General features: G+C 42.8%; 12 protein-coding genes. 1 reads left to right on the top strand and 11 read right to left on the bottom strand.

Annotated elements, in window-relative coordinates; genetic code table 11:
- Positions 1-147 precede the first annotated feature (147 nt).
- Genes PAUR_RS11835 through PAUR_RS11825 form a run of 3 tightly spaced genes read right to left on the bottom strand, consistent with a single transcriptional unit; the run spans position 148 to position 1,460 of the window.
- Entirely contained in the window at positions 148-747 is a 600-nt protein-coding gene (locus tag PAUR_RS11835; protein ID WP_192507945.1) for a hypothetical protein, read from the bottom strand.
- Between the two features lie 3 nt (positions 748-750).
- Positions 751-1,170 (bottom strand): hypothetical protein, encoded by a 420-nt coding sequence (locus PAUR_RS11830; protein ID WP_192507944.1) that lies wholly within the window; start codon positions 1,168-1,170, stop codon positions 751-753.
- A 32-nt stretch (positions 1,171-1,202) separates the two neighbouring features.
- Positions 1,203-1,460 (bottom strand): helix-turn-helix domain-containing protein, encoded by a 258-nt coding sequence (locus PAUR_RS11825; RefSeq protein WP_192507943.1) that lies wholly within the window; start codon positions 1,458-1,460, stop codon positions 1,203-1,205.
- A gap of 424 nt (positions 1,461-1,884) precedes the next feature.
- Between PAUR_RS11825 and PAUR_RS11820 the strand changes: the two genes are divergently transcribed.
- Entirely contained in the window at positions 1,885-2,856 is a 972-nt protein-coding gene (locus tag PAUR_RS11820; protein WP_318782607.1) for a DUF1015 family protein, read from the top strand.
- Positions 2,857-2,924: 68 nt separating this feature from the next.
- Here the strand turns inward: PAUR_RS11820 and hisC are convergent, their stop codons facing one another.
- From hisC to PAUR_RS11780, 8 genes are read right to left on the bottom strand one after another with little or no spacing between them, the layout of a single operon-like run.
- A complete protein-coding gene (hisC, locus tag PAUR_RS11815) occupies positions 2,925-4,067 on the bottom strand; it encodes a histidinol-phosphate transaminase (RefSeq protein ID WP_192507941.1) in 1,143 nt (380 codons plus the stop codon).
- On the bottom strand, positions 4,064-5,449 hold the full coding sequence (locus PAUR_RS11810) for an MATE family efflux transporter (RefSeq protein WP_225738343.1): 1,386 nt from the start codon (positions 5,447-5,449) through the stop codon (positions 4,064-4,066). Before PAUR_RS11810 ends, hisC begins: the two co-directional genes overlap by 4 nt.
- Positions 5,443-6,429 carry an ornithine cyclodeaminase gene (locus PAUR_RS11805; protein WP_192507940.1) on the bottom strand — a complete coding sequence of 329 codons (987 nt, stop codon included), beginning with the start codon at positions 6,427-6,429 and terminating at the stop codon, positions 5,443-5,445. The genes PAUR_RS11810 and PAUR_RS11805 overlap by 7 nt, the downstream gene beginning before the upstream one ends.
- Before the next feature lie 14 nt (positions 6,430-6,443).
- Complete coding sequence (locus PAUR_RS11800; protein ID WP_192507939.1) at positions 6,444-7,490, bottom strand: cysteine synthase family protein; 1,047 nt, start codon at positions 7,488-7,490, stop codon at positions 6,444-6,446.
- Positions 7,491-7,531: 41 nt separating this feature from the next.
- On the bottom strand, positions 7,532-8,884 hold the full coding sequence (locus tag PAUR_RS11795; protein WP_192507938.1) for a type III PLP-dependent enzyme domain-containing protein: 1,353 nt from the start codon (positions 8,882-8,884) through the stop codon (positions 7,532-7,534).
- On the bottom strand, positions 8,881-10,347 hold the full coding sequence (locus tag PAUR_RS11790; protein WP_192507937.1) for a DUF3526 domain-containing protein: 1,467 nt from the start codon (positions 10,345-10,347) through the stop codon (positions 8,881-8,883). Before PAUR_RS11790 ends, PAUR_RS11795 begins: the two co-directional genes overlap by 4 nt.
- Positions 10,344-11,744 carry a DUF3526 domain-containing protein gene (locus tag PAUR_RS11785; RefSeq protein WP_192507936.1) on the bottom strand — a complete coding sequence of 467 codons (1,401 nt, stop codon included), beginning with the start codon at positions 11,742-11,744 and terminating at the stop codon, positions 10,344-10,346. The genes PAUR_RS11790 and PAUR_RS11785 overlap by 4 nt, the downstream gene beginning before the upstream one ends.
- Entirely contained in the window at positions 11,738-12,472 is a 735-nt protein-coding gene (locus PAUR_RS11780) for an ABC transporter ATP-binding protein (protein WP_192507935.1), read from the bottom strand. Before PAUR_RS11780 ends, PAUR_RS11785 begins: the two co-directional genes overlap by 7 nt.
- Positions 12,473-12,477 lie beyond the last annotated feature (5 nt).

Raw genomic sequence — 12,477 nt, 5'->3', positions numbered from 1 at the left:
TGGGTAGGGACTCACAAGCATCTACCCAATACTTTTTATATAAACTTGCAAAAATACAGCGTAACTTAACCCAAATAAAATGATAATTATGTGAAATAGTTGCTCCGAATTTTCGAGAGAATTGAATCTGCAATTATTATGTCTACGTTACAGCGCATTGGCTTCATCTGTGTTACGCTCTTTTGAACTACAAATTATCATGGTAAGTAATGCACCACAGCATAACGCCCACGCAATATAAATAAGCCCTTCAAAATTATCATAAATGAATGTCCAAGAAGTAATATTAAAAACGATATAAGCCATATCCTCTAACAAGACCAAAAGGTTTATAACCGTCATGTAGATAAAAATCCAGTGAAAAACTCCATCAAAGTGAGTTAGCTCAACACTTTTTGAGTTGGAGAGCATACGAGAAAGTTGTACTCTAAAAATTAAGACTAAAGTGAGCGCAACGCTAAACAATGCATTTGTGCCATAGATGAGCAAGCTTTGTAGAATGGCGTTGTCATCTGGTATAACTCTATTTATTAAGCCAAGTTCAAATACTATTTGGTTAGCTCCTGTTATTAGTAAAATAAACCCTGCTATATGTGCCATATTAATATTTCTTGAGTATATGGCATAGGCAGTACATATACCCAATAAAATTAAATGCAAAGGAGTGACTATACGATCATCCCAGAGCTGAATGTAAAAAATTGCCACAGAAGCGATACTTAGCAAAATCAAGTGTGAAAGTTTCATTCTCTATCCTTGTGAATCAATGAGGGGAACCGGAGGTGGTGAGATAGATATTACAATCGCAGTCGCAGTTCTAGGGCGTTTAACAGGCACTGTACCTCCTGAGATTAAAGCACAAGATTGCTTTGTTAGTTCATTTTCGGTTAACTGATTGGAAGCCGTTCGAGACTGTTTTTCATGTACGGCAGCAGTTCTTGGGGGTTTGATAGGCAAACCTCCTGAGATTAAAGCACAAGATTGCTTTGTTAGTTCATTTTCGGTTAACTGATTTGAAGCCGTTCGAGGCTGTTTTTCATGTACGGCCGTAGGTCTTGGTGGCTTATCAGGTACTGAACCACCCGATACCAAAGTACTAGCATCACTCGAAAGTAGGTATTTATCAGCGGCTTTACTCGACTTCCCATTTTCCTTTATTAAAAAAATCATAGCGCTAAGAGTCTTTAATAGGTTTGTATTTCTCATTGTTCTTCATCCTGTAAGCGAGAGGTTTTTGTGCGATTAACTTGATCACGAATTCGTTTAATTTCATTTAATAGCGATCCTGAGTCTATCTTACAATACACCAGCCACATGAAAAGCTGTTTCGAACGAATATCACTTACACCTAGCTCATAATTAATGATTGTTTTTCTATCACAGTTAAGTTTTTTTGCCATTTTATCTTGAGAAATAGCCGCATTGACGCGCATGGCCCGTAAATCATCTCCATTTATCACATCCTTATCCTTTTTATGAATGGGTAGAAAAGGGGTGGTTTTCCACATTATAAGAAGAGCATAATATTTACAAATGGATTTAAAGTAAACATTTTGTTTACATGGCGAGTGTTTATGACTGTAAATTTTGAGTGTAAAGCGAAGAGTTGTATCGAAGCTGACATGTCTTTTTGATGATGGACATGCGGTATTTTTGCGGCATAGGTTTGGTGCCGCGCTTGAGTACTTGTGACAGAGTATTTGTGCCTCTGCCGTAGCCATTTAATATTTCAAAAGAGGGCAATATATTGTGCTTGTTTCTTCTCTACACGAGCGCTTTGTCATTATTTATCACATATCTTCTGTTAGGCAATTTAGTGTTGGTTAAGTCTGGCTCATCGGTCTCGTTTAATTGCATCTCTAGCTATTGATTTGATATGTTATATTGTATCTAAAATTGAAAGGATACAATGATAATATGGCAATTAAACCACAGAGTGATAAGCGCTTTTCATTTTATGAAATTGATGTCAATGGGTATAAAACAATTGGGATATTGGCACTATATTCGCCAGGTGAACAATCGTCGGTACGTTTACTTGGACATGAAGCGGTAAATGTCTCTCATGCACTGGCGTTGAGAAGGTCGCTGACTCAATGTGCGAACACATTACCGCCGTGTATGGTAATCGCTGATATTGATTTTAGCGTGCTAGACTGGCAGTCGCAGTGCACATTAGTGAAAACATGGTATGAGCCGAGAGTAGGGGGTGTCGGAAAAAGTCGGCATAGTGTGTATGATATAAATAACGAACAGTTGCAGTATCGGTTAAAAAACACGTTATCACAGCAACGTCAATTCCTGATTGCTGACGGGCATCATCGCGTATTTGCAGCGAACCTTCCTGGCAAGCGTAAGGTAACATTGCCTGTATGGATCACTTCCAATAGCCAAACATGGGTTGAGAGTTTTACTTTACAGGTACAATTGTCAGCGCCTGTAAACGTTGCATATATTGATCAACATTTTAGCCAGTACGGCATGACACGCACTGTAAACAACGCAGCATCACACTATATGCTACATATAAATGGCCGGTCATATTCGTATTGTCTGAATGAGAAAGAGATTGATTCAGGTAAGCAGAGTATATACCAGTCAGGCTCACTGAAAGTTCAGCGTGTTATTCGTAATGCGATAGCGGCACTACCACACGTTCTTTGCAGTCAGCCAACAAAAATGTGTGATATTGAAAGTAGCGAGCTGTTTTTTTATATCGATATTCAAGCGCCGCTTGTGTCTGATATTTTTAAAGCGGCACAGCAGGGAGAGTACTTTCCTGAAAAGTCGACGTATTTTATACATAAGCCAGTATCACATGCGATGTTAGAGCGTATTACAGCCGATTGTGTTTGACGTATTAGTAAGTGAACAGTGAGAACGTGCATGATGAATATCATGCACACAGTGAATGCAAGCGCACGCTAGGTTTCTTGTGAGACCAATTGCGAGAGTAACTCTATCACCCGGTCATTGTGCTCAGGTAAGCCAATGGTAATGCGTATAAATTGCTCGAACCCAGGTTCTTTCCAAGGCTTTATCATGATCCCATTTTCTAAAAATATATCTGCAACATGCGTTGCTGGTTGACGCACATTGATAAAGAGAAAGTTTGCAAGGCTTGGTGCAACAAAGTAGCCAAATGATTCTACTTCACTGCGAACTCGCTCTCGCTCGTTGTTAACCAAATCAACGGTATCGTTTAAATAGCTGTTATCTTCCAGTACCGCGATAGCCGCCGCTTGTGCGAGGTTGTTGACATTATATGGGGTCCTCACCCGATCTAGATAATCAACAATATGGGTGTCAGACATAATACCATATCCTACACGCAGCCCAGCTAAGCCATATGCTTTTGAAAAAGTACGCAGTATTGCAAAGGGTCGATTTTGCTTTTTGAGTATTGCTAAGCTATCAGCGAACTTATGGCTGTTGTTAGCGAATTCACAATAGGCTTCGTCAATTAAAATAAAGGTGTCTTTCGGGCATGCATCAATAATATTCTGCAGTCCAGCATCGTCTAATGTACAGCCGACAGGGTTTGAAGGATTGGCAATCATCAGCATTGTGAGGTTAGGGTGTGCTTTAATGGCATTTATCCACGCGGTGGTATCGTAGTCCATGTGTTCATCCATCAGGATGCTGCTCACATTGGCTCCCATCATATTGGCGTAAATGGGGTGTAAAGCAAAGGCAGGTTTGGCCACAAACACAGCATCGGCCTGGTTGATAAAAGCTTTACACAGCATAGATAGAATATCTTCTGAGCCGTTACCAATAACCAGATGTTCACTGGGTACGTTGAGCTTTGCAGAAAGTGTACTTTTCAATTCAGTACATTGGCTATCTGGATAATAACTCATGTCGCTAAGCTTACTTTGCACCAAATTGAGCGCTGCGGTACTGGCACCAAATGGATTTTCATTTACAGACAGGTTTACCATGTTTTTAGAGGGATATAGCATATCGGCTTGCGTTAACGTTTGACCTGCGCCATAAGCGGGAAGTTGTGCGACTTCTTGCCTGACTTGCTGGTCGGTAAAGGCGATAGAATGCGTGGTTATCATGCTTGTTGTCCTTGTATTTCATCTATCGTGTCTAAGCTTTTGACGCGATAATTAAACATCCATAATTGTGATAAAGCAGTAACACTGAGTCCCAGAGTTAAGGCGTACCAGACCCCGTTTATGCCAAGATTCATATAGCTACCTAGTACCCATGCGACCGGAAGACCAATAATCCAATAGCCCAGAATAGATAAGAAAAAGGCACTTTTTACATCACCGACACCGCGCAAAATTCCCACACCAATATTTTGCGACGCATCGAAGATTTGGAGAACGGCAGCTATTAACAATAAATGCGTTGCAATGGCTACTACATTAGACTGCTGTAATTCAGCGGCACTGAGAAATGGCGCTAAAATAAACTCCGGAAATAAAACGTAGGGAATTGCAATAAAGGCCATGATAGCGGCGCCGAATAGCAATCCGAAGTGACCAATACGCTTGGCATGTATTATGTCAGATTTAGCATGGGCTTCACTGACATAAATGGAGCATGCTGAGGAAAGTCCAGCTGCAATCATAAATACGATGTAGACAATTTGGCTCACGACGTTGTGTGCAGCAAGCTCACTAATCCCTAACGTGGCGACAAACAATGCCAGCACGGTAAAAAAGCCAGCTTCTGATCCATAGGTTGCGCCAATGGGGTATCCCATATGCCACGTTTTAGCGATTGATTCTCTATTTGTTTTCCATACTTTCCATGTGATATAAGGCTTAAGCACCTGATTTTTACAGGCGATGACCACAAACAGAAAAAATGAGAGGTAGAGCACGATACAGGTAGCAACAGCCACACCAAGAAAACCTAATTTAGGTAAGCCAAAATGACCAAAAATAAAACCGTAGTTTAATACGACAGTCAGTAATACAGACACGCCTGTGATCATCATAAGCGGTCCAGGTGATTTTAAACCAACACTGAAATGGCGAATGCTTTGAAACCAAAAGCAAGGTACTAAACCTAGGGCTGCAACCACTAAGTAGTTGCTTGTTTGCTCCGCAAGTACCTCGGGCGTGCCTATAAACAGCAAGAAAGGTTTTATATTGGCCATGAGTAAGGCAAATATCACACCAATGAATGTACCAATTATTAAACTGGCATTAAGCAAAGGGGTTATTTGGTCGGTATGTGCTTTGCCTTGGGCATAAGATACAAGGTTGCCAGTGGCGGTCACAACCCCAGTCCCCATGGTTCGAAATTGGTTAAAAATACCAATGGCTAATCCACCCGCGGCTAAGTCGAGTGGACTGAGCATGCCTAACATCACCAAGTCGATAGTGGCGATAGCAACATACAACAGATTGGTTAATATCAGTGGCCCAGCGAGTGCGCTGACCTTTTTCAGGTCATCAAACATAGAAAGTGAGCGGGCTACCATAATGACACTTCCTCTACTTGAGTACTTGTTTTTGCAAATTCAGCGACAGCACGGCCTAGGGCAACATCGGTAATGATCATACCACTGTTGTAGACAAAGATAATGTCGTCAGGGTGAGTACGGGCTGGTTTTTCGCCATTGAGAATGTCTGTGAGGGTGGCATCGACTTCAGGGAGTTCGCCCTGTTCGTTGAGTAAATCGTCACCGGTGACTTTCATTTGTTCGGCGTCTGTGGTGAGCAATCGATCCGCTTTGTGTAACACGTCTTTGTCAATGCCATAGCCGACTAATATGACGACTGCACCGGGTTTTAACCATTCATATTTAATGTTTTCTTTTGCTGATAAACCTGTCACAGCGAGAATAATGTCTGCTTGTCGTACCGATGCTTCTAAGTCGCTCGATACTTGAACGTCATAGTCAGGGTGGTGGTGTTTAAGTTTGTTTTGAACATTAGTAATACCCGCTTCATAACTGCCATGTACCGCTAATTTATTGAGTTGTGGCATTGCGCTCACTAACATGGGTAAAGCAATTTGACCTTGCACGCCAGTACCAACGACGAGTGCGCTGCGTGCGTCTGAAGTGGCTGCTGCTTTTGCGAATAACGCGGAAGTGGCCGAGGTACGCATAGGGCCAAGCTCTTTTACATCCATTAATGCCACAGGGGTACCCGTGCTGTCGTCACATAAAAAGATAAATGAATAGAACTGGTAATTGCCACGACTTCTGTCAGGATCAAACTCATACACGACTTTAAAGCCGACGGTATTACTGGAAGCATCTCGCCCTGCCATACTATAGGCAATGGAACGGCCATCTTCTGGGGCCATGATGACTTTTAGCGGGTTGGCTGAGTCGGGGTGGTCGATGGCTTTGAAAGCGTGCTCAACGACATCAATAACTTGCTGATATGGAAAGGCAAGTGACTCGAGTAATGCAGCGTTGAGTATGGGCAAGTTGTTTTGTGTAGTTGTCATAATATGTTATTCCTTTAGGCTTTAAGTTGTTGCAGTAGGTCACTGAGTTGTTGATCTAATTGGGGGTCAAATAATTGATGCTCGGTCATCCATTGATCATTAAATACGGTATCTAAATATTTTTCGCCACCATCACACACAAGTACCACAAAGGTGCTGCCTGCAGGGGCTGATTGGATAGATTTTAATGCTTCATATATGACACCACCTGCTGAACCACCTACCATTAATGCGTAATGCTTTGTGAGGTAACGCGCGGTGTTAAATGCATGTTTATCTGATACTTTGAAACCTTGGTCTATGAGGTCGTATTCGATTAAGGCACCAATTTCTGCGCCTTCAGGTGTACCAGTACCTGACTGATGATAACTGGCCCCTGGGCCGCCAAAAATGACAGAGCCGATTGGCTCAACGCCCAATGTTGTGAGCGAATGGCAACCTAGGTCGCGCAGCGCGCGAGTCGTGCCACACAATGACCCGCCAGTGCCGACTGCGCCAACGAGATGAGTGATACCTGTACCAATTTGATTTACAACTTCTTTGGCCAGTTCAGTATAACCACGGCTATTGGCAAAATTGTTATGCTGTGCCGTCCAAAGCGCGCCTTGTTCTTTGGCAACTTGTTCAGCCATTGCATCACGCACGTCGGTAGCTAGGCCATCATTACCTTCGTCGCTAACACAAACGACCTCAGCACCAAATGCACGCATATTATTAATTTTGTCTTTTGCAGCATGGTTATCAACAAACGCGGTGAAATGATAACCACGTTCAGCAGCCAGCATAGCAAGACCGACACCTGTATTGCCTGAGGTTGATTCAACAATGCGGCCACCTGGTTTAAGTAAGCCGTTTTGTTCAGCTTCATCAAGCATGGACTTAGCCATACGAATTTTGGCGCTGCCGGTGGGGTTAAATTGTTCTAATTTTAAATACATTCGACTGCCATTTGGCAGAACGATGAACTCCATTAAAGGTGTATTGCCGATGCTTTGAGAGACCTTGCGATAGGCCGAAGTTGCTGAATTTTTTGTGCAGTTTTCCTGCGTATTTATAATCATAAATATGCTCCTTATAATGTCTATAAATTGTCAGTGAAAGGCTAGCGCTCTAATTGCCAGTGTATGTTTGGTGAGTCCCACCTCACTGTTATTTTTCTAGGTATTGGCATGGAATGAAACTCAGATTCGTTAGAGTCCATTTGGTAGCCAGCGGTATTGATATAAACCATAAGGTCATGGCCTGTTGGTAAATGCGGTAGTGGAATATAGCGCCAGCTGATCATGTCGTCTTCTAAACATGTTGCGCTGCCAAAGGCAACTCTGACTGGGCTCGGTGACGAAGGTGTGGCTTTTGAAAGCAACCTTGGAGAAGGCAAAAACTCACTATTGAACCATTGTTCTGATAATGACAAGCTGGTACCTGAAAGTGTTGCAATATGACAATCTGAGGTACCGTGTAATGGCTTACTACCTTGTACAGAGAACAGACTGACACCCGCTTGATCAAGCAAGGCGCGGCCCGGTTCTAGCATGAGCGTGAGCGATAGCGAGTTGATTGCGTCAGCTGCGGTTTGCCCAGCTTGGTTGGGCGTTAATAGAATTTGCGCCAATGCATCAGCACCTGGTTGGGCACAGTGATATGGGTAGAAGCCACTGAACTGTCGGTTTTTATGAAAATATTCATAATCTAATGCATCTTGCCATTGTGTGGATTCCAGATAAGAGATAGGCAAACCGCCGCCAATGTTGATCACATCGGCGTTTAAGTTTAGGTGGTTTGCACGGTTAATACAGTCACACATATAATGAATAGCTTGTCCTCTTTGCTGGGTATTGTAACCACTTAAATGGCAACTAAATCCTTGTAACAATGTATGATTTTTATATTCAACACAGTACGAAAGTGCCTCTTCTATTTCTGCGTGCACCAGACCAAAGCGGCTGTTTGTGTCTTTGCTGGGGTGTACTCTGAGTAGAATACGTATCGGCATGTTCTGGGTTGCATGTTGGGTGTGGCGTACAATCTCAATCGCGCTTTTTAGTTCATTCAGAGAATCAATCGCAACCAATGCATTGTGTCTTATGGCAAGGGTGAGTAATACGCGAGATTTATGGGGTCCAGATACCCCAATTTTCTCCCCACAAACCCCGCCCGCTAACGCCAATTCAAACTCTTCAATACTGGCCACATCCACGCCTAAGCCTAATGCACAACTTTGCGTTATAAAACATTGAGACTTATTGGCTTTTTTAGCATAAAGAATTTGATGCTTCAGTTGATGAGTTGTAAGTACCGACGTAATACGTGCCACATTCTCCGCAAATATTTGCGGAAAAAGCACATGCAGGGGGGCACCAAGCCCGTACGCCCACTCAAACATTTTCTCCTTATGAGTATCAAGCAACTGTTCAACCAGAGGGTGTGTTATTGCTGTAAAGTGCTCCTTGCTCATACTCGTACCTCTTGAGATTGGGCAGAGCCAATTTGTATCACTCTTTGGTTGGTTTTTAAGCTGAGGGCAAATATAGCCAACACCAATAATATTAATGACCAAGGGGGGGGAGACGTGTCGTTAACCGTATTTTTAAACTGTGGGATCACTGTTAAATCTTTAAGCGTTGGTCTTGCATTACAGCCACGACAAGGCGTGAAATCACCGCGCTGACTGGCAGCAACAATCTGTGTTTTATAGAACTGTTGCAGCGCTTGATGATGCTGTGCAACGGCTTGCATAAAGTCTTGCTGTCTGGTTAAGCCATTTCCAGAAAAGTCCACTAAGGCCGAATAAACTAAAGTAGCTGGAGACAGTAACTTAAATGCTTGTGCATACTGAGATTGTTGATCTTGAATTTGTAAAAACGCCTGATCGAAAGCATGCATAGCTTGCTCAATAGCAATGATTGTGGCAATTTTTTTTGTGGCATAGTCACTGGGGTTGTCGTTAGTTGACGCCAATTCTGGATGGTCTTGGAAAAACTTAGCTAACGTTTTCTCGCTGGCTTTTTTCGCACTGTCTGCCTGCTCACGCAGTGAATCAACGTAGTGTATTCTCGAAGGCGTTGGATTTGCTGCTCCGTTCAGCGTATTTAATGTGGCGGGGATAATAATCACAAATGCCAACCAACATGCGACTAATATAGCCGCATTTGTTGCGGTACTTTTACCTTTACTGACAATAAAGCCAGCTAGATAGCTCCAAAATAAACAATACAGACTGACAATGAGGGAAAAGATCAGACTATTTTGAATAGTGAAATCTTTATTGCTCAATAGCAATAAGCTGTTGCTACAGAGTAAAAATGGTACCAGTACCAGTGAAAGTCTGACAAGTAGCTGGTTTTTTAATAAATGTTGCGGATTGATCCCCTGCAATAACAGTATTCTTAGCTGACCTGTTTGCTGTTCTTGCGTTAACGCATTATAACTTAGCCCAATGATGAGCAATGGGAGTATGTAAATAACCACAAATGCTAGATCAAATTGTCCAAGTAATAATTGTAATGGGTTTACATAATCATATTGCTGTACCACATTTTGCTTTTCACTTATGAGCATCCGAAAGTAGTAGGGGAATACATCAGCTTGACCTACCGCGATAGGTGCTGTTGCTAATGGCGGCTTGGTGGCATAGTTGACCATCAAATAAAAGGCTTGGCCTCGTAAATCATAAATGTCTTCCCACCATTTAATAGACCCTTGCTCTGATAGGCGTTGCGTGAGTGAATTTTGTGCGGTCTCTATTGCGCTGAGTTGCTCCTGCTGAGCGATGTCAATAACCGCATGCTGTGCTTGACTAAACTGATATCCGTTGTAAAAAGACAGCGCTGCAAAAATCAGGGTAATAGATAGCACCGCAACAGTGAGTTTTTCGCGCCATAAGTTTTTGAGTTCAGTGGTAATAATTAATCGGTTCATCTTTGTACTTCCTTGCGCAGTAGGTAAAGCGAGTAACTTCCCAATATCCCAGAGAATAGTAACCAGCCAATAAGCGCGCATAGCGCAACAAGGTAATGTCCGCTCATGAGCGAGAATGAGGGCGGTTGATATACAAACTCAGGGATCGCTTGCCATAGCTGCTTATCGGCAACGTAGTGGCTGGTGGCTTTGTGAGCATGGTCGCGTTGATTGAAGTTCAGTGTTTGCTGCATTACTCGGCGGTATTTTTCTGCTGCAACTTCAAAATTGTGATGGTGGGTGTGGTCTGAACCAGCGAGGCCCATAGAAATGGTTTGTATTGCGATAAATGGACTTAATAGTGCGGTACTTTGATAGTATTGGAACTGTGCGTTTAGCTGCTCTGAGCGCGCGCCAAAAAGTCGATCAAAGACTTTATCTGAATACTGTTCGCCGAATTGTAATTGCGCACCAGACCAGTCAAAAGGTAAGTCATCGGTTGAGCTAACCCCATAGGTAGTTAATGTCTCTTGCTTGAATTGGGCAATGGCCTGTTGTCGCTCAGGTGTATATACCTCAGATTCAAGTTTAGATTGAAACGCTTGCCCAGATTCAATGGGGTATTGGTTGCTGGCATGCGTCATTGCTATTTTGGGTATTAATAAGCAGCTGATTGCCCACAGAGCTAATAGTACAATGAGTGTGCGTCGAGCGGTAGATAACCAACAAGAGATTGCAACCACCATGACGCACCAAGTACTCAGGTACACTAAATAACTCAAGGCATATAAAGCACTGCGTAACACTTGAGCATGTTGTTCGCTGATGCTGCTGTAGAGTAAAAATGCAAACAGCGGAATAAGGACAATTGCGGCAACCGAAAATAGCGCTGCTGATTTGGCAATAAACAGGTGTATTGAAGAGCAACCTGACGCGAGGAGCTGCTTTAAAGTGCCTTGCTCACGTTCACCTGAGAAAGCTGGGTAACCTACCAGTATGATTAACAAGGGTAATAATATTTGCAGTACAAATGACGGTGACAAGCTGCCAAAGCGTTGCATGGGAATAGTATCTTGAATGGGGCGAAATAACGTGTCATTACGCTTATGGGCTTCTAATCGAAGCACATTGCCTTGAAAGTCTCGTAAGCCAGGGTCAACCATGGCCAGAGGTAACTCTGGTTTTAATACATAAACACCGTAATGCGCAGCAGAGTGAGGGCCCTTTTCCCCTTGCTCTAGCCAGCGATCACGCTCTGACTGAGCAACGGCTGATTTGGTTGCTGATTGAACTTGAAAGCTTTGCCAGCTCGTAACGCAAGCTATCAGTAATAGCATTAAAGCAATCAAACTTATCCACAATGCATGTCCTTGCCGCCATGAATCAAGCCACTCCTTTTTCATGGTGATCATTAACATGACGGTTCCGCCTTAATGTGTTTTAAATAAACAGACTCGAGCTGCACAGTTTGTATTTGCTCAAAGTTAAGATAATCGACCAAGCGACCTTGGTTTAAAATGGCGACTGAATGAGCATCTTCTTGTGCTCTAAATAAATCATGGGTTGCCATTAATATAGCAACGCCTTGTTTGGCGAGTTGCTGAATTAATTGACTAAATTCATAACTGGCTGAGGGGTCAAGGCCTGAGGTAGGCTCGTCTAAAATTAATGCTTTGGCTTGCTTTGCTATGGCGATTGCAATGCCCACTTTTTGTCGCATGCCCTTTGAATAACTATTGACTGGCTTATTGAAGGCGTGTGCTGGCAAGGCAACTTGTTCTAACAGTGCTTTGAATTCTTGCTCAGATTTTTCAACTTTTGCCACTTTACTGAAATAAACTAAGTTCTCCAAGCCACTCAAGCGTGGATACAACGCAACTTGCTCGGGAATGTAAGCTAAATTTTTTCTGGCATTGACCACATTCTGTTGCGGATTAACCCCAGCTATCCGAACTTGCCCATTATCGGGTTTTAAAAAACCCAAAAGGCAATTAATCGTGGTTGTTTTACCTGCACCGTTAGGGCCTAGCAATGCTAAGACTTCACCCTGTTTGACCGTTAGATTGACATCATTAAGCGCTTGATAATCACCAAAGTGCTTACTGAGTTGATTGATCTCAATTATTACGTCCTGATTTGTTGTCATTGATT

It is taken from the genome of Pseudoalteromonas aurantia 208 (assembly GCF_014858725.1).
Taxonomy (GTDB): domain Bacteria; phylum Pseudomonadota; class Gammaproteobacteria; order Enterobacterales; family Alteromonadaceae; genus Pseudoalteromonas; species Pseudoalteromonas aurantia.
The sequence above is the reverse complement of the archived record's forward strand: the minus strand, read 5'-3'. Positions and strand labels throughout refer to the sequence as shown.

Excerpts from the sequence above, each read along its gene's own strand:
- PAUR_RS11835 (WP_192507945.1), bottom strand. The coding sequence starts at position 747 with ATGAAACTTTCACACTTGATTTTGCTAAGTATCGCTTCTGTGGCAATT.
- PAUR_RS11830 (WP_192507944.1), bottom strand. The coding sequence starts at position 1,170 with ATGATTTTTTTAATAAAGGAAAATGGGAAGTCGAGTAAAGCCGCTGAT.
- hisC (WP_192507941.1), bottom strand. The coding sequence starts at position 4,067 with ATGATAACCACGCATTCTATCGCCTTTACCGACCAGCAAGTCAGGCAA.
- PAUR_RS11810 (WP_225738343.1), bottom strand. The coding sequence starts at position 5,449 with ATGGTAGCCCGCTCACTTTCTATGTTTGATGACCTGAAAAAGGTCAGC.
- PAUR_RS11805 (WP_192507940.1), bottom strand. The coding sequence starts at position 6,429 with ATGACAACTACACAAAACAACTTGCCCATACTCAACGCTGCATTACTC.
- PAUR_RS11800 (WP_192507939.1), bottom strand. The coding sequence starts at position 7,490 with ATGATTATAAATACGCAGGAAAACTGCACAAAAAATTCAGCAACTTCG.
- PAUR_RS11795 (WP_192507938.1), bottom strand. The coding sequence starts at position 8,884 with ATGAGCAAGGAGCACTTTACAGCAATAACACACCCTCTGGTTGAACAG.
- PAUR_RS11790 (WP_192507937.1), bottom strand. The coding sequence starts at position 10,347 with ATGAACCGATTAATTATTACCACTGAACTCAAAAACTTATGGCGCGAA.
- PAUR_RS11785 (WP_192507936.1), bottom strand. The coding sequence starts at position 11,744 with ATGTTAATGATCACCATGAAAAAGGAGTGGCTTGATTCATGGCGGCAA.
- PAUR_RS11780 (WP_192507935.1), bottom strand. The coding sequence starts at position 12,472 with ATGACAACAAATCAGGACGTAATAATTGAGATCAATCAACTCAGTAAG.